Source organism: Herbaspirillum sp. FG34, assembly GCF_057809315.1.
This window is the reverse complement of the sequence record NZ_JBMDJS010000004.1, coordinates 22111-39716: the sequence shown is the minus strand read 5'-3', so window position 1 is coordinate 39716 and position 17606 is coordinate 22111. Positions and strand designations below refer to the sequence as shown.

17 protein-coding genes are annotated in these 17606 nt (G+C 63.1%); 11 read left to right on the top strand and 6 right to left on the bottom strand.

Annotated features, from left to right (window positions below; translation table 11 throughout):
- The first annotated feature begins 403 nt into the window (after positions 1 to 403).
- The 11 genes from ACODSZ_RS06365 to ACODSZ_RS06315 all read left to right on the top strand — a co-directional run bounded on the left by ACODSZ_RS06365 (position 404) and on the right by ACODSZ_RS06315 (position 13882).
- Positions 404 to 1348: a sugar ABC transporter substrate-binding protein gene (locus ACODSZ_RS06365; RefSeq protein ID WP_008328663.1), complete on the top strand. Its 945-nt coding sequence runs from the start codon at positions 404 to 406 to the stop codon at positions 1346 to 1348.
- 91 nt (positions 1349 to 1439) lie between these two features.
- Positions 1440 to 3008, top strand: coding sequence for a sugar ABC transporter ATP-binding protein (locus ACODSZ_RS06360; RefSeq protein ID WP_175342577.1), 1569 nt, complete (start codon positions 1440 to 1442; stop codon positions 3006 to 3008).
- A gap of 51 nt (positions 3009 to 3059) precedes the next feature.
- Positions 3060 to 4046, top strand: a complete 987-nt coding sequence (locus ACODSZ_RS06355) for an ABC transporter permease (protein ID WP_008328675.1) — start codon at positions 3060 to 3062, stop codon at positions 4044 to 4046.
- A gap of 11 nt (positions 4047 to 4057) precedes the next feature.
- The gene (locus ACODSZ_RS06350) at positions 4058 to 5071 is read left to right on the top strand and encodes a LacI family DNA-binding transcriptional regulator (protein WP_488927276.1); all 1014 of its coding nucleotides are present in this window, start codon (positions 4058 to 4060) and stop codon (positions 5069 to 5071) included.
- Positions 5072 to 5117: 46 nt separating this feature from the next.
- Positions 5118 to 6017, top strand: coding sequence for a ribokinase (gene rbsK / locus ACODSZ_RS06345; protein WP_175342579.1), 900 nt, complete (start codon positions 5118 to 5120; stop codon positions 6015 to 6017).
- A 21-nt stretch (positions 6018 to 6038) separates the two neighbouring features.
- A complete protein-coding gene (rbsD, locus tag ACODSZ_RS06340) occupies positions 6039 to 6431 on the top strand; it encodes a D-ribose pyranase (protein WP_175342580.1) in 393 nt (130 codons plus the stop codon).
- A gap of 227 nt (positions 6432 to 6658) precedes the next feature.
- Complete coding sequence (locus ACODSZ_RS06335; RefSeq protein ID WP_175342581.1) at positions 6659 to 8392, top strand: methyl-accepting chemotaxis protein; 1734 nt, start codon at positions 6659 to 6661, stop codon at positions 8390 to 8392.
- Between the two features lie 179 nt (positions 8393 to 8571).
- Positions 8572 to 10563, top strand: a complete 1992-nt coding sequence (locus ACODSZ_RS06330) for an AsmA family protein (RefSeq protein WP_488927275.1) — start codon at positions 8572 to 8574, stop codon at positions 10561 to 10563.
- Between the two features lie 263 nt (positions 10564 to 10826).
- Complete coding sequence (locus ACODSZ_RS06325; RefSeq protein ID WP_175342583.1) at positions 10827 to 12875, top strand: response regulator; 2049 nt, start codon at positions 10827 to 10829, stop codon at positions 12873 to 12875.
- Between the two features lie 306 nt (positions 12876 to 13181).
- Entirely contained in the window at positions 13182 to 13367 is a 186-nt protein-coding gene (locus tag ACODSZ_RS06320) for a hypothetical protein (RefSeq protein ID WP_217509770.1), read from the top strand.
- A 101-nt stretch (positions 13368 to 13468) separates the two neighbouring features.
- Positions 13469 to 13882, top strand: a complete 414-nt coding sequence (locus tag ACODSZ_RS06315; protein ID WP_488927274.1) for a DUF2306 domain-containing protein — start codon at positions 13469 to 13471, stop codon at positions 13880 to 13882.
- Between the two features lie 13 nt (positions 13883 to 13895).
- Here the strand turns inward: ACODSZ_RS06315 and ACODSZ_RS06310 are convergent, their stop codons facing one another.
- The 6 genes from ACODSZ_RS06310 to ACODSZ_RS06285 form a co-directional block, all read right to left on the bottom strand.
- Positions 13896 to 14591 carry a VIT1/CCC1 transporter family protein gene (locus ACODSZ_RS06310; RefSeq protein ID WP_008328702.1) on the bottom strand — a complete coding sequence of 232 codons (696 nt, stop codon included), beginning with the start codon at positions 14589 to 14591 and terminating at the stop codon, positions 13896 to 13898.
- 314 nt (positions 14592 to 14905) lie between these two features.
- Complete coding sequence (locus tag ACODSZ_RS06305; RefSeq protein WP_175342584.1) at positions 14906 to 15334, bottom strand: YeeE/YedE family protein; 429 nt, start codon at positions 15332 to 15334, stop codon at positions 14906 to 14908.
- Entirely contained in the window at positions 15331 to 15780 is a 450-nt protein-coding gene (locus ACODSZ_RS06300; RefSeq protein ID WP_008328707.1) for a YeeE/YedE family protein, read from the bottom strand. The genes ACODSZ_RS06305 and ACODSZ_RS06300 overlap by 4 nt, the downstream gene beginning before the upstream one ends.
- Before the next feature lie 2 nt (positions 15781 to 15782).
- Positions 15783 to 16100, bottom strand: a complete 318-nt coding sequence (locus ACODSZ_RS06295) for an ArsR/SmtB family transcription factor (protein ID WP_008328717.1) — start codon at positions 16098 to 16100, stop codon at positions 15783 to 15785.
- Between the two features lie 126 nt (positions 16101 to 16226).
- Entirely contained in the window at positions 16227 to 16442 is a 216-nt protein-coding gene (locus ACODSZ_RS06290; protein ID WP_008328720.1) for a hypothetical protein, read from the bottom strand.
- A 207-nt stretch (positions 16443 to 16649) separates the two neighbouring features.
- Complete coding sequence (locus tag ACODSZ_RS06285; protein WP_008328721.1) at positions 16650 to 17543, bottom strand: LysR family transcriptional regulator; 894 nt, start codon at positions 17541 to 17543, stop codon at positions 16650 to 16652.
- Between the last annotated feature and the right edge of the window lie 63 nt (positions 17544 to 17606).

The window sequence follows — 17606 nt, the reverse complement described above, 5'->3', positions numbered from 1 at the left end:
TGACGCAGACTGGCCTTGTGGCCGGTGCTGCGTGTTCGAGGCAAGCCGGGGAGTCCGTACCAGTACTGGCCTGAAGCATGCCGTTTTCCATCCTGCGCAAGGGCGTGGACATGGGAACGGTGCCGTGCTGGTGACCTGCGCGCTTGGTCGTTTCACTACCGCATTTTCTTCTCGCAACGGCGGGGAGCGTCCGCTCGGCGCTCCCCGCCGTTTGTCGTTCCGGTGCCGGTGACGGTCTGCCGAATCCTTCCTTACGCGTTCATCCGAGATGAAAAAAAAAGCTGCACCGCAGCTTTATTTTCTGATTTTGCGGTGCTATTCTCCAATCCGCGCAAACGTTTGCGCACCGATAACGGCGTCTATCTTCTAGGAAACGCCGGCAACATCAATACTGGAGACCCAGATGAACAAATTCACCCGCCGCCATTTCGCCATCGCCGCTCTGGCCTGTGCAGTCCTCCCCGGCGCCGCCATGGCGCAGACCCCGGCCAAGCCCAAGGTGGCGCTGGTCATGAAGTCGCTGGCCAACGAGTTCTTCCTCAACATGGAGAACGGCGCCCGCGAATACCAGAAGGCCAATGCCAGCAAGTTCGACCTGATCGCCAATGGCATCAAGGACGAACAGGACACTGCCAACCAGATCAAGATCGTCGAGCAGATGATCGTCTCCAAGGTCAATGCCCTGGTGATCGCGCCGGCTGACTCCAAGGCTCTGGTGCCGGTGGTCAAGAAGGCCATTGACGCCGGCATCATCGTGGTCAACATCGACAACAAGCTGGACGACGCCGCCCTGAAGGAAAAGGGCATCACCGTGCCGTTCGTGGGCCCCGACAACCGCAAGGGCGCCAAGCTGGCCGGCGACTACCTGGGCAAGAAGCTGCAGAAGGGTGACAAGGTCGCCATCATCGAAGGCGTCTCCACCACCTTCAACGCACAGCAGCGCACCCTGGGCTTCCAGGATGCCATGAAGGATGTCGGCGCCAACGTGGTCACGGTGCAGTCCGGCCAGTGGGAAATCGACCAGGGCAACAAGGTCGCTGCCTCGATCCTGAACGCCCATCCGGACATCAAGGCCATCCTGGCCGGCAATGACAACATGGCGCTGGGCGCCGTGGCCGCCATCCGCGCCGCCGGCAAGACCGGCAAGGTGCTGCTGGTGGGCTACGACAACATCAACGCCATCAAGCCGATGTTGAAGGATGGCCGCGTGCTGGCCACCGTCGACCAGTTCGCCCAGCAGCAAGCCGTCTTCGGCATCGAGACCGCCCTCAAGGCGATCGCCGAGAAGAAGCCGCAAAGCGCCCTGGGTGGCGTGGTCGAGACCAAGGTCTCGCTGGTCACCAAGTAATACCGACGCCTCGCGCGTCTTCCTTGCAAGGTGCCTGCGCCCGTGACCGGGCGCAGGGCTTTGCCTCTCCCTCCTTGTGCGCTACAGAACCATGCAGCCCAACGACTCCCCCTCCCAAGGCTCGCCCCTGCTGACATTGTCCGGCATCGGCAAGCGCTACGCCGCACCGGTGCTCGATGGCATCGACCTGGATCTGCATCCGGGCCAGGTGCTGGCACTGACCGGCGAAAACGGCGCCGGCAAGAGTACGCTCTCCAAGATCATCTGCGGTCTGGTCGATGCCAGCGCCGGTCGCATGACGCTGGACGGTCTGCCCTATGAACCGGTCTCGCGCACTCAGGCTGAATCCCTCGGCATCCGCATGGTGATGCAGGAACTGAACCTGATTCCCACGCTGTCGATTGCCGAAAACCTGTTTCTGGAAAAATTGCCGCGCCGTTTCGGCTGGATCGACCGCAAGAAGCTGGCCGAGTCCGCCCGCGCCCAGATGGAAGTGGTGGGGCTGGGCGAGCTGGACCCCTGGACCCCGGTCGGTGATCTGGGCCTGGGCCATCAGCAGATGGTCGAGATCGCGCGCAACCTGATTGGCAGCTGTCGCTGCCTGATCCTGGACGAACCCACGGCCATGCTGACCAACCGCGAGGTGGAACTGCTGTTCTCCCGCATCGAGCGTCTGCGCGCCGAAGGTGTGGCCATCATCTACATTTCGCACCGACTGGAAGAGTTGAAGCGCATCGCCGACCGCATCGTGGTCCTGCGCGATGGCAAGCTGGTCTGCAATGACGACATCGGCCGTTATTCCACCGAACAACTGGTGCAACTGATGGCCGGTGAATTGACCAAGGTCGATCTGGATGCCGGACATCGGCGCATCGGCGCCCCTGTGCTGCGTATCCGCGGCCTGGGTCGCGCCCCCGTCGTGCAGCCGGCCAGCCTGGCGCTGCATGCCGGTGAAGTGCTGGGCATTGCCGGCCTGATCGGTTCCGGTCGCACCGAATTGCTGCGTCTTATCTTCGGTGCCGATCGTGCCGATCAAGGTGAAATCTTGATCGGCGACAGCCAGCAGCCTGCACGCATTCGCAGTCCCAGGGATGCGGTCAAGGCTGGCATCGCCATGGTCACCGAGGACCGTAAAGGGCAGGGCCTGCTGCTGCCGCAAGCCATCAGCGTCAATACCTCGCTGGCCAATCTGGGCAGCGTGAGCCGCGCCGGCATGCTCGATCACGCGAGCGAGAGCAGCGTGGCGCAAGACTATGTGAAGAAACTGCGCATCCGCAGCGGCAGCGTGGCGCAAGCCGCGGGAGAACTGTCGGGCGGCAACCAGCAGAAGGTGGTGATCGCCCGCTGGCTGTACCGCGATTGCCCCATCATGCTGTTCGACGAACCCACGCGCGGCATCGACATCGGCGCCAAGTCCGATATCTACCGCCTCTTTGCCGAACTGGCCGCACAAGGCAAGGGCCTGCTGGTGGTCTCCAGCGACCTGCGCGAGCTCATGCAGATCTGTGACCGCATCGCCGTCATGAGCGCGGGCCGCATTGCCGACACCTTCAGTCGCGATGACTGGTCGCAGGAGCGCATTCTTGCGGCTGCCTTCAGTGGTTACGTGGGCCGCCAGGAAGCCGTCGCGACGGCGCACGTGGCCGGCAATACCGCCTGAGCGGCCGGCACCCTCGGCCCGACTATCAACTGCCAAGAATCAACGAGACAGATGCAAACCTCTTCCTCTACCCCCGCCGTCAGCCGGCAAGCGGCCTATCTGGCCGGTTTCAAGAATTACCTGGGCCTGATCGCAGCGCTCCTGGCCATGTGCGTGATGTTCGCCTTCCTGAGCGAGAACTTCCTCAGTGCGGCGACCTTCATTACGCTGTCCAATGACATCCCGCCACTGGTGGTCATGTCGGTGGGCATGACCTTCATCCTCATCATCGGTGGCATCGACCTGTCGGTGGGCTCGGTAATGGCGCTGGCAGCCTCCATGCTGTCCATGGCCATGGTGCGCTGGGGCTGGCCGTTGTATGCTGCCGCGCCCCTGGGGGTGGTGGTGGCCGCGTTGTGCGGTACGCTCACCGGCATGGTCTCGGTGCACTGGCGCATTCCTTCCTTCATCGTCTCGCTCGGTGTGCTGGAAATCGCACGCGGCCTGGCCTACCAGGTCACCAATTCGCGCACCGAATACATCGGCAGCGCCGTGGACGTGGTCAGCTCGCCCATTCTGTTGGGCATGTCGCCGGCCTTCCTGGCGGCCATTGCCATCGTCATCATCGCCCAACTGGTGCTGACCCGCACCGTGCTGGGCCGCTACTGGATCGGCATCGGCACCAATGAAGAAGCGGTGCGCCTGTCCGGTGTGAACCCCAATCCCAGCAAGATCCTGGCCTTTGCCCTGATGGGCGCGCTGGCCGGTATCGCGGCGCTGTTCCAGGTGTCGCGCCTGGAAGCGGCCGATCCCAACGGCGGTGTGGGCATGGAACTGCAGGTGATTGCTGCCGTGGTCATTGGCGGCACCAGCCTGATGGGCGGTCGTGGTTCGGTGGTCAGCACCTTCATCGGCGTGCTCATCATCTCGGTGCTGGAAGCCGGCCTGGCCCAGGTCGGCGTGAGCGAACCAATGAAGCGCATCATCACCGGCGCCGTCATCGTGGTGGCCGTGATCCTGGATACCTATCGCCGTCGCGGTCAACGCCACGCACGTTAAGCGAAACCGCCATGGCCACCATCAAGGATGTCGCCAGGCTGGCCGGGGTGTCCTACACCACGGTTTCGCATGTGCTCAACCAGACGCGCCCGGTCAGCAGCGACGCCCGTGAGCGCGTACTGGCCGCGGTCAAGGAACTGGACTACGTGCCCAGTGCCCTGGCGCGCTCCCTGCGCAGCAAGGTCACGGGCAGTATCGGCCTGATCATTCCCAACAACACCAATCCGTACTTCTCGGAGCTGGCGCGCGGGATCGAAGATCACTGCTACGGGGCCGGCTACAGCGTCATCCTCTGCAATTCCGACGATGATCCGGACAAGCAGCGCGACTATCTGCAGGTCTTGCAGACCAAGCGCTGCGATGGACTCATCATCGCCACCCTGAACCAGGCCGACCTCAACCCGACCGGCAAGCTGGATATTCCGACGGTACTGCTGGACCGGGCGCCCAAGGAGCTCGATATTGACCTGGTCAGCACCGACAACGCCCTCGGCGGCAGCCTGGCGGCAAGTCATCTGCTGGAGTTGCAGTGCCGTCACGTAGCCTGCATTGCCGGACCGGATGGCCTGGAACTGTCGGACGAACGGGTGGAAGGTTTCCGCCAGACCTTGCACTCGGGCGGACTGGCGCTGGCCGACAGCGACCTGCTGCATGCGGACTTCAGCGGCATCGGCGGCTACCAGGCGGCCATGCAGCTGCTGCAAGGCCGCCAGCGCAGTGCACGTCCGGACGCCATCTTCTGCTGCAACGACATGATGGCCATCGGCGTGCTGCGCGCGGCGGGCGAATTGCAGATCGACGTGCCGGGCGAATTGTCGGTGGTGGGCTTCGACGATATCGAACTGGCCCAGTTCGTCCATCCGCCGCTGACCACGGTGGCACAGAATACCCGCAAACTGGGCAACCTGGCGGCGCAGTTCCTGCTGGAACGCATCGCCGATCCTGCTCTGCCGGCGCGGCGCGAGACGGTGGCGCCACAGCTCCAGCTGCGCGGCTCGACGGCCCCACGTCGGAAAACCCCCTGAACACGGCATCACGCAACAGAACACCAGAGAGCACAAGAGAGTACACATGATCGTCATCATCGGCAGCGTCAACATGGACCTGGTCCTGCGCGTTCCGCGCATGCCCTTGCCGGGCGAAACCCTGGCCGGCGACAAATTCATGACCATCCCCGGCGGCAAGGGCGCCAATCAGGCTGTGGCCTGCGCCCGACTGTCCGCGCCCGGTACGGCCGTGGCCATGGTGGCCTGCGTGGGGGAGGATGCCTTCGGTCAGCAGATGCGCCAGTCGATCACCGCCTGCGGCATCGATGACCGCTACATCGATGAGGTGGCCGGTGAAGCCACGGGCATCGCCTCCATCATGGTAGACGCCAACGCCCAGAACAGCATCGTCATCGCCGCCGGCGCCAATGGCCGCCTGGACGTGGAGCGCATCGAACGCGCCCGACCCTTGATCGAACAGGCATCCATCGTCCTGCTGCAACTGGAAGTGCCGATGGCCACCGTCGTCCACAGCATCGAACTGGCGCATGCCCTGGGCAAGATCGTGGTGCTCAATCCGGCACCGGCGCAGTCCCTGCCACGTGAACTGCTGCAGAAGATCGACTACCTGATCTTGAACGAGATCGAAGCCGCCATGCTGGCCGAGGAACAGTCCGACGACATTGCCTTGCTGGCGCACAAGTTGCACGACCTGGGCGCGCGCAATGTGGTGGTGACGCTGGGCGAAAAGGGGGTCTACGGTTCCTTCGCCGACGGTCGGCAGCGGCATCTGCCGGCGCGCAAGGTGCAGGCGGTCGATACCACCGCAGCCGGCGACACCTTCATCGGCGGTTTCATCGGTGCCATCGCACAAGGTCGCGATCAGTTCGATGCGCTTGCCTATGCCCAGGCGGCGGCCGCCCTGAGCGTGACCCGCGTGGGCGCCCAGACCTCCATTCCCCTGCGCGACGAAGTCGTGCTCTGATCGCTTTCCATTCTCATTGCCATGAAAAAGACAGCCTTGCTCAACGCCGCCATTTCCCAGGTCATCGCCACCATGGGGCATGGCGATACCCTGGTCATCGGTGATGTCGGCCTGCCGGCACCAGCGGGTGTACCGGTGATCGATCTCGCCGTGACCCGCGGCGTGCCCGACTTCATGACGGTGCTCACCACGGTGCTCACGGAATTGCAGGTCGAATTCCACATCGTGGCCGATGAGATGCCGAGTGTCAGCCCGGCACTGGCCGCACAGATCGCCGCGCTGGACCTGCCACAAGCGCGCAGCATGTCGCACGAGGCTTTCAAGCAGGCTACCGCGCGCGCCAAAGCTTATATCCGCACCGGTGAATGCACGCCTTACGCCAACATCATCCTGGGTGCCGGCGTAGTGTTCTGAACAAATAAGTGACAAGAAAACACATTGATACAACTAGTTGTGTGATGACTTTGCGACACTTGCTGAAATAGTGTGATGCAATAGTTGTGCGATGAGTTTCCTTGGCGCATCATGCGGGCTCCAGAATAAAAAATGCAGTGGGGTTCGCATCCCTGTTCGATAACAAGAAGCTGGATCTTCGAGGACTGGAAGAGACAGACAATAAATGAACAGCATAGGGAAGCAGCATGTTTGGATATTTCGGGAATCTCAAGGTCGGCGCGCGCCTGGCGATCGTATTTGCCTTCATCGTGGCACTGCTGGCGGTGGTGAGCGTGACCGCCTTCATCAAGATCAACAACATCAATCGCGCGATCGACCAGATCGTCAATGACCGTTACCTGAAGGTGCGCTGGGCGTTCGACCTGCGCGATGGCGTCAATGAGCAGATCAAGTACCTGCGCGGCATGGCCATCGATATCGGCAACCCGGCCGGCAATGAAAAGCGCATCGGCCAGCTCGACGGTGCCGTTCGCGCCAGCAAGGAAGCCCTCGACAAGATCACGGCGCGCCAGGTCACTGCGGTCGGCCAGAAGAAGGCCAAGGTGCTCGACGATGCACGGCAGGTCTTCGATGCCAGTCGGGAGCAGTTTCTGGCCCTGATCCGGGCGGGTCAGGGGAGTGCGGCAGACGAATTCGTCTTGCGCAAGATTACCGACAGCCAGAACAAGTATCTTTCTCTGGCCACGGCCTTTGCCGATTCGCAGGACAGCCAGTTGCGCGCCGAAGGTGCGAAGGCCGTCGCTGACGGCGCGCTGGCAATCCAGGTGACCCTGGCCTGCTCGGTGGCTGCCGTACTGGCCGCCATCCTGCTGGGGTATTTGATGGCACGCTCTATCATCAAGCCGCTCAACGAGGCCGTCCGTGTGGCCGAAAATGTCGCTGCCGGTGACCTGACCACGCGCATCGAACCCCATTCCAGAGACGAGACGGGCCAGTTGATGGCGGCCTTGCGCAAGATGAACGACAACCTGGTCGATATCGTCACTGGTGTGCGACGCAGTACCGACTCCATCGCCACCGCCTCGGGAGAAATCGCCAGCGGCAACATGGATCTGTCGTCCCGCACCGAGCAGCAGGCGGGATCACTGGAAGAAACCGCCTCGGCCATGGAGGAGATGACCTCAACCGTACGCCAGAACGCCGACAACGCCCGTCAGGCCAACCAACTGGCGGCCACCGCCTCGCAGGTAGCCTTGCAGGGAGGTGAAATCGTCGGCCGGGTGGTGACCACCATGGAGGAAATCAATCAGTCTTCCCGCAAGATCGTCGACATCATCGGCGTCATCGACGGCATCGCCTTCCAGACCAACATCCTGGCCTTGAATGCAGCCGTGGAGGCGGCGCGTGCTGGCGAGCAGGGGCGTGGCTTTGCGGTCGTGGCCTCCGAAGTGCGCTCGCTGGCGCAGCGTTCGGCGGCGGCAGCCAAGGAAATCAAGGGTCTCATCAGCGACTCCGTGGCCAAGGTCGAGGGCGGCAGCCTGCTGGTGGCTGAAGCGGGCCATACCATGGAGCAGGTGGTCAGCAGCGTTCGCAGCGTCACCGACATCGTCGGCGAGATCTCGGCCGCCAGCGTCGAGCAGAGTACCGGGATCGAGGAAATCAACCGAGCGGTCGGCCAGATGGATCAAAGCACCCAGCAAAACGCCGCCCTGGTCGAACAGGCCGCCGCGGCAGCGGGAGCCTTGCAGGAGCAGGCGGCCACGCTGGCCTCGGCGATCAGCATTTTCAGGCTGGCACAAACTGCCACGGTATCCGTGGCGGCACCGGTCAAACCGGCAGTGCTGGCCCGTTCGACTGTGGCGACCCGGAAAGCTGCGACGGTCCCCGTTCTGCGCACACCGGCAGTGGCGGCGCCCGCGTCTGCCCCTGCCAGCAAGGCCGCCGTACGCGCTGACGAAGATCTCTGGGAAACCTTCTGAGCCGCTGCATCCGGCACGCTCTTGCCCGGCTGCCGCTATTCCGACAGGGAGGCGGCGCAATCTCCTATAGCCGTGGCCGGCCCGCCAGCTGATACTGTTGCGTTTGCAGGGCAGGAATCAGTCGATGCAAAGCGACCACGGGGAAGGGAGACATGCGAGCAGGCGGACAGACGGCAAGGATGACGAGGAGGGTCGGCAGGTTCCTGACCTGGGTGGCCCTGACGCTGCTGGCTTTGATGGCCATGCTGGCACTGCTCATTGCCCTGTTCGACTGGAACCTGGCCAAGCCCTGGATTACGCGTGAGCTTTCTTCCGTGCTGGCGCGCGAGATCCGGGTCGATGGCCCCATCACGCTGGGCTGGTCGCTGGCCCCCGCGCACAGGGACGGCAGCAGTCGCTGGCTGCCGCAACTGCATTTCACCGCGCGCGAACTGCACATCGGCAATCCCGAGTGGGCCCGTAGTGCGGACCACCTCCTGCGGGCCCGCACGCTGGACTTGCACTTTTCCCCCTTGCCCTTGCTGCGCTGGCATTGGTACATCAGCGACCTGCGCGTGGAGGGACTGGATCTGGTCATGGAGCGCGTCGATGAACGCCACAAGAGCTGGCGCTTTTCCGACCAGCCGCGTTCGCGCTGGAGTTTCGACATACAGCAGATCGTCTTCGAGCGCGCGCTGATCCGTTACGTGGACCAGCCGCTGGACATGGATCTGCGCTTCGATGCCCGGCCCCTGGTCAGCCCGAGCAATCAGTCAGCAGAGCTGCGCCTCGCGCCGGCCGACCCGTCCGCACCGGTCGTGCAGGCCGCCGTCACCGGGCGCCTTGGCCAAGCCAGCATCCAGGGCAATCTGCGCGGCGGCGCCTTGCCCGATCTGCTCAACGAAGACAGCGTCTACCCCTTGCAGGCCGAGGGTGAGGTGGGTGAAGTCCACGCGGTGCTCTCGGGCAAACTCATCAACCCTCATCAATTGAGTCGAGCAGAACTGCAACTGCGCCTCAACGGCGACAGCCTCGATCGTCTCTACGCCGCCAGCGGCGTGCCGCTTCCCGCCACGCGACCCTTCAGTACTGAAGGCGCGCTCACCATTACCCGCCTCGATCCCGACACCCGCGCCTGGGACTGGCACTATGCGCACTTCACCGGCAAGGTCGGCGACAGCGATTTTTCCGGGGATGCTCACTACTATCGGGGCCCACCCAAGAACCGCCTGCGCGTGACGGCGCAAGCCAAGCTCCTGCGCCTGTCGGACTACCTGCCCGATGTAGGGAAGAAATCCGCCGGGCATCCATACAAGTCCGACGCACGGGTATTGCCCGACCAGCAGGCCAAGCCACAGCGCTGGGCCAAGCTGGATGCTGAGATCGGCCTGCATGCAGAGCGGCTGCAGCTGCATCCGGACATTGCCCTGCAGGACGCCAGCACCACGCTGCGCCTGCAGGACCAGGTGCTGACCGCCGCGCCACTGCGCTTTGCGCTGGCTGGCGGCAAGGGAGAGGGCGAGATCAGTCTGGATGGGCGTCAGTCTGATATCGGGGGCAAGCTGCAACTGCAATTGCAGGGTGTGCAGGTGCGTGAGCTGTTCCCGCGCCTGGCCCGCTTCGATGCCAGCTTCGGCAAGGTCGATGGCCGGGCCGATCTGAGCGGTAGCGGCAATTCGGTCGCGGCCATGCTGGCGCATGCCAACGGCGAGATCAAGGCCGATCTCAGCCAGGGCACCATCAGTCAATTCATCCTGGAGGCAACGGGGCTGAACCTGGCCAACGCAGTGTTCGCCAAGCTGTATCGCGACCAGCAGGTCAAGCTGCTGTGTGGTGCCGCCGATATCCGCATCAAGGATGGTCTGGCAGAGGTGCGCCACGGCATTCTCAACACCGAGGATGCCGCCATCGATATCCGTGGCCAGGTCGATCTGGGCCGGGAGACCCTGTCCCTCGACGTGGTCCCGCGCACCAAGCAGCTTCGCATCCTGTCGCTGCGCACGCCCTTGTATGTACGTGGCACATTCGCAAAACCGGACATCGGTGCCAGCAAGCAAGCCCTGGCCGCGCGGGCCGGTGCCGCCGCCGCCCTGGCGATGGTGGCACCGGTGGCGGCGGTGATTCCGCTCATTACGCCGGGACAGAAGATCCCCGACGACTGCGCCCCCCACGCGGCCGCAGCACCCTCTTGAACTGGTCCGGGCAGGATTATTTCAGCGCGGCGGGAGCGTTTTGCAGGAAGTGACAGTCATAGAAGCCAATCAACAAGACAGAGCGTGCCCGCCCACATGCGCGGTCATGGCAGGAGGGAGTCGTCAGGGAAGCTGACCTCAGGGTCGGTGATTCCATCAAGATGCCGACAAGCTCTACCGTGATCACGCAGCCGTGTTGGCGGAGGACGCTCAATCAGACCGGTGCGACGAGGAAGGGCGTTATCTTGGATCAGCAAGCAGCAATGGAAGGCAATTCTCCCCTGAGCAGAGCGTATCGACACGCCTTGCTGGAGGCGATCGATGACGGTTTCTGCATCATCGAATTCATCGATGGTCCGCATGGGCCGCTCAGTGACTATGTGCACATCGAAGCCAACTCGGGTTATTACCGGCATACCGGTATTGAGGGCATCGTCGGCAAGCGCCTGCGGGAAATCGAACCGGACAATGCCCAGGTCTGGCTGGATGTCTATGGCCAGGTCCTGCTGACAGGCCAGCCGCTGCGTTTCGAACAGGAATTCCAGGCCGTGGGCCGCCACATCGAAGTCTCGGCCACCCGAGTGGGGCCGGTGGAGATGCGCCAGGTCTCGGTGTTGTTCCGTGACATTACCGCACGCCGCCGCACCGAAGCCGCCCTGCGAGAAAACGTTCAGCGTGTGCAGCTGGCCATGGAAGCAGGGGCGATCATTGGTACCTGGATCTGGGATATCCCTTCGGATCGTTTCAACGTGGATGAGGGCTTTGCAGCGGCCTTCGGCGTGCCGCCGGAAAAGGGCCTGACCGGTCTGAAACTGGACGACCTCATGCAGTCGGTCCATCCGGATGACCGCGAATTGCTTTCCACCCGCATCCGCGAAGCCCTGGCACGCGGTGGTGCCTATGCCCACCAATACCGCACCCGCCGGCGCGATGGCCGTTACTACTGGCTGGAAGCCAATGGCCGGGTGGAACTGATGCCGGATGGCCAGGCCAGCACCTTCCCGGGCGTACTGATCGACATCGAGGGGCGGCGTGCGGTGGAAGCCGAACGCGACCGTGCCCTGGCCGCGCTGCGCGCCCTCAACGACACCCTCGAACAACGCGTGCAGGAGCGCACCACTGCCTTGCTGGAGGCCGAGGAAGCCCTGCGTCAGGCGCAGAAGATGGAGGCCGTGGGGCAGCTCACCGGCGGGCTGGCGCATGACTTCAACAACATCCTGGCCGGCATCAGCGGCAGTCTTGAATTGATGAAAGTGCGGCTGGCCCAAGGCCGCATTTCCGACATCGAGCGCCACCTCAATGGTGCGCAGTCCGCCGTCAAGCGCGCGGCGGCCTTGACGCAACGGCTGCTGGCCTTCTCGCGGCGGCAGACGCTCGATCCCAAGTCGGCCGATCTGAACCGGATCGTGGCCGACATGCACGAGCTGATCGGCCGCAGCGTCGGCCCGGCCATCACGGTCGAAACCATCGCCGCCGGCGGTCTCTGGAATACCTTCGTCGACATTGGTCAACTTGAGAATGCCTTGCTCAACCTGTGCATCAATGCCCGCGACGCCATGCCGCATGGCGGGCGGCTGACCATCGAGACCGCCAACCGCTGGCTCGACGACATCGCCGCCATGCAGCGCGGTGTGGCACCGGGGCAATACGTGTCGCTGTGCGTGAGTGATACCGGCACCGGCATGTCGCCGGACGTGGTAGCGCGCGCCTTCGATCCTTTCTTCACCACCAAGCCGACCGGGCAGGGCACGGGGCTGGGGCTGTCGATGGTGTATGGTTTTGCCGGCCAGTCTGGCGGCGCCGTACGCATCTACTCCGAGCTGGGGCAGGGCGCCACCTTGTGCATCTATCTTCCGCGTTACGTGGGCCAGGCCGGGGACGACGATCTGCCGCTGCCCGAGGACAGCAGTGCTGCGGCTGCGCCTGGCAGCAAGACCATCCTGGTAGTCGATGATGAACCGCTGGTGCGCATGGTGACGGTGGAGGTCCTGAGCGACCTGGGATACAGCGTCATGGAGGCCGAAGATGGCCCCTCGGCCTTGCGCGTATTGGCCGCCTATCCCGAGCTGGATTTGCTGGTCACCGATGTGGGGCTCCCCAACGGCATGAACGGTCGACAACTGGCCGATGCCATCCGTGCGCCACGTCCGGAATTACCCGTCTTGTTCGTGACCGGCTATGCCGAGAATGCGGTGCTCAATCATGGGCATCTTGAGCGCGGCATGCAGGTGCTGACCAAGCCGTTTGCGGCCGATGTGCTGGCGCGCAGGGTGAAGGAGCTGATCGGGGACGATGGCTCTGCGCAGCACTGATTGCCCCTCACGGCAAGACCGTCTCCGACGGGTGTTGGTACGGCTGGCACAACGAAATGGTCAGCCATTAAAAAATGATCTAAATAATTTCGAAACATGAAGGCTTGTTCTCCATCTTGAGAGGCAGGCTTCTCATTCTTGAGCAATCATCGGCACTCTGTCATCGTTGGTCTGATGTGCGCCAGCGTCGTCCCGGAGCAGAGTTGTCGGAAAGGCTGCGCTGGCGTCACCTTCGTCATTGCGGACTCAGCGCCTCTGATCCATGCAAACAGCTCAGATGATGCAGATCGCATGAAGGAGGGGGTTATGGTCCTGATCGTGTTTGGACTGCTGGCGGTGTTGAGCATCGGGTTCGCGTCCGTGTGCTATGTCGTGATTGACAATCCCGAATTGGTAGACATCCTCCCGGACTTTTGCCGCACTGGCAGGACGACTTTAACACCCGGCTATCAGACGGCCTTGGCTACCGTCATCGCTACAAGCTGGCACTGACGCTGCATTCTGCGGCATTCCCTCTGCATTTCGTCGCATCCCGCTATCGTCCTGCCAGCGGCCTCAGCAGAATCGCTCCACCGATCCGCTGAAAGCCTGTCATGTCCCTTACACCCCTCATTGCACTCCACCTGAGCGTCGCGCTCGCTGCCGTCGTCATGGGCCCCTTCGCCTTCTGGGTCCGGCTGGGCCGCACGGCGCGGCCACGATGGCACCGTATCCTGGGCTATGCCTGGTTCAGCTGCATGGCCATCACGGTCCTCTCGGCACTCTTCATCCGTTCGCATGACCTGCCCAACATCGCGGGATACACGCCGCTGCATCTGCTGGTGCCAGCTACGACTTTCCTGCTCTACCGTGGGCTCTCGGCGGTGCTGCGCGGCGATATCGCGCTGCATCGGCGCACCATGCAGCGGGTCTACATTGGAGCCTGCCTGGTGGCGGGCGCGTTCACCTTGCTGCCGTCACGCTATCTGGGTCAGCTGCTGTGGGGGCAATGGCTGGGTTGGCTGTAGGCCACCACAGGCCCTAGACTGCAGCGCCAAAGAAAGACCCGATGGCGGCCGTACAGCCCATGGCCAGCGAGCTCCACAGACTCACGCGCAAAGCGCCCTTCCACAGATTGGCACCGCCTGTTTTGGCGGCAACCGCGCCCAGTACCGCCAGCGACAGCAGGGCCGCAATCACAATGGCCGGCAACAGGCTGGCCGCCGGCGCCAGCAGCACCACCGCCAGCGGCAAGGCCGCACCGGCCGCAAAGCTCAAGGCCGACACCACGGCCGCCTGCACTGGCCGCGCCGCCGTGGTTTCGGAAATGCCCAGCTCATCACGCGCATGCGCATCCAGCGCATCGTGGGCCATCAACTGGGTAGCGACCTGATGCGCGGTTTCCTGGTTCAGCCCCCGCCGCATGTAGATGCCCATCAGCTCCCGATGCTCGCCTTCCGGATCGGTCGCCAGTTCCTCGCGCTCCTGGCTCAGGGCCGCATGCTCGCTGTCGGCCTGCGAATGGACGGATACGTATTCTCCGGTGGCCATCGACATGGCCCCCGCCACCAGCCCGGCTACGCCGGTGAGTAGTACGTTCTCATGCGATGCACTGGCCGCCACCACGCCCACCAGCAGGCTGGCAGTGGAGACAATGCCGTCGTTGGCACCGAGGACGGCGGCGCGCAGCCAGGAGATGGCGTCGACCTTGTGATGTTCGAGATGGAATTTGGCCATGGCACTTCAATTGCGAGGTTGCAGAATGGCGCAGATTCTAGGGCCGCACTGACGCAAAGGCCACGACAATTAGCGAAAATGAGGGCAATTCGTATTTGCCCGGCAGCCATTGTGGCCGGGGCGGGCCGGATTCGCTTTGCAGCCACCGCCCATTGCGGTCACGGTCCATCGCGCGTAATCTGATGCAGGCGGCCAGGTCGACGCGGCCAGCGACGTGCCGATTGTCCATGGCCATTCCTGGTGAAATTTCTTCATATTCCAACCGGGCAGGGGCGGCAAGTGCCGCTATTGACGGCATCCGCCTGCATCCAGCTTCATTTCGCCCTGAAACCCTCGATCCGGCCGAACAGCAGCATGCCCGCCAGCATGGCCAGCACGAATATCAGCCCCTTGCCCGACGCCATGCCCAGCAAGACCAGCGCCGGTCCCGGGCAAATGCCGGCGATACCCCAGCCGACACCGAAGAGCAGGCTGCCCAGCACCAACCGACGGTCGATCGTGCGCGTGGCAGGCAACTGCATGGGGGCATCCAGCCAGGCGCGTGAGCGGCGGCGCGCCAAGGTGAAGGCGGGCATGCCGATGGCGATGGCGCCGGCCATCACCAGGGCCAGCGAGGGATCCCAATGACCCGCCAGGTCCAGAAAACCCAATACCTTGGCCGGATCGGCCATGCCGGAGACGATCAGACCCAGGCCAAACAACAGACCCGCGACCAGCGCGGCCAACATGCGCAGGAAATTCATGGCAGCGCTCCTTGCAGATCCAGTACGTGACGCAGCAGATAGACGCTCAGGAAACCGGCGCCCATGAAGCAGGCCGTGGCCACCGCCGAGCGCGGCGACAGGCGCGACAGCCCGCACACGCCATGACCGCTGGTGCAGCCGGCGCCGTAGCGGGTGCCTACGCCGACCAGCAAGCCGGCCAGAATGATTTCCGCATAGCCGGCATCAATGCGCAGGGCGGGCAGGGCGTGTATGAGCGCATACAGGACCGGTGCCAGCAGCAAGCCCAGTACGAACAGCAGGCGCCAGGCACGGTCCGCTGCCTGCGGTGGCAGCAGCCCCGCCACGATGCCGCTGATCCCGGCGATGCGGCCATTGCACAGGACCAGCACGCTCGCGGCCAGTCCGATCAGCAGGCCACCGCCCAAGGCGGCAGCAGGGGTGAAGCTATTCCAGGCAATCTCCATGGTCATTCCTTCGGGCAATAAAGTTGATACATCAGGCCCAGCATCTCCAGCAGCCTGGGATCGGCGACACGGTAATACACGCGCTTGCCTTCCCGCCGCGTACTGACCACGCCTTCATTGCGCAAGACACCGAGTTGCTGCGACAGGGTGGGCTGGCGGATGTCGAGTGCTTCCTCCAGCTCGCTCACGCACATTTCGGTTTGCGAGAGCTGGCACATCAGCAGCAGCCGGTCTTCATTGGCGAGCACCTTGAGCGCAGCCACGGCCTGGCCGGCGGCACGGCGCATCTGCTCGGCTTGCAGCGGGGAAGAGGTGGTCATGGGATTCAATATGCTTTTGAATAATATATTGAAATGTATAATATATGAACCGCATGGCAATTGCAAGCCGAAGCACAAGCGCAAGTGAAGAAAAAGGGAAAAGGTCGGGCGGCCAGTGAGCGCGGCTCAGGAGGCGGCGTGCAGCAGGTCGATCAGGTGCCGGCTGGCCTGCTTGGCGGCGGCCATGGCTTCTTCGGCAAAGGCAAAAGGAGCATCCTCACCGCAGAATTGCAGCTTGCCGTTGATGTAGAGATCCCAGGTCCAGCCGCTGCCGGTGTCACTCGGACACTTGAGCTCTATTCTGACCAGCTCGTCGCGATACCTGAAAAGTGCCTTCCTCATCCTGCCCGCCGGGTTTCTTATGGTGAAGCAGCAAGCTCGACAGCACTTGCTCCTGAGTTGCCAAAGTGTACGCCATTACCAGCTTGTCAATAATGGCATTAGATTGCATATAGTCGCTACTATGCTTTCCATTCTACCCATTAGTAACATTTATTGCTGAGTGGTAACCGGCGGGCGGCCAGGCATGCCCGAGATGTTCAGGCAGCCTCAGGCAGAATGCGGGCCGCCGGCCAGGAGCCGGTCCAGCAATTCGTCGTAGTGATGATGGGGGGTGGTGATGGCGAAGAAGCTTTCCACCAGCTCGCTGGTCTGGCCGGCTACCACCAGGGTGCCATTGCGCAACTCGTCCTGTACCACGACCTCGGGCAGCACCGTGAGCCAGCCGCTGTCACGGGCGATCAGACGCAGCATGGCCATGTCATCGACCTCGGCGCGCATGCGCGGGCGCACATCGTTGGAAATGCACAGCGCATCGAACTGCATGCGCAAGGCGTGGCGCGGACCGGGCAGAGCCATGTCGACCCCTTCCAGATCCTGCGGAATACGCAGGCTGCGGGCTTCCCAGCGATGCGCCGGCCCCACCACCGAGACCGCCTGGCTGCCCAGGAAGCGGCAGTGCAGCGGCCGGTCGGGATCGGAGGGGACGGTTTCGTTGGCCAGCACCACATCAAGCTGGTGCTGCATGAGTCGTTCCAGCAAGCCCTCCAGCAAGCCCGACTCCAGCGTCAGGGAGACCGAGGGATCCGAGAGCATGGGCCGGATCCAGTTTTCCTGATAGTTACGCGACAGCGTGGCCACGCTGCCCACCCGCAGACGCGTTACGCCGGCCGAGCGCCCCTCCAGCCGGCCCAGCATTTCCTGGCTGAGGCCAAAGATGTTGTCGGCATAGTTGAACACCAACTGCCCGGTATCGGTCAAGCTCAGGCGGCGACCTTCACGGATGAAGAGATCTTCATCCAGCTGCTTCTCCAGCTGCCGAATCTGGGCCGATACGGCCGACTGCGAAGTATGAAGCTCTTCCGCCGCCCGGGTGAGATGGCCGAGCTTGGCAACCCGCCAGAAATAGCGCAGATGATGAAAGTTAAGCTGTTCTAGGCGCATCGTTCTTATTTGTGAATGAATTTGTTCTCATAAATGTAATTTACAGAACGATCGATGGCAAGC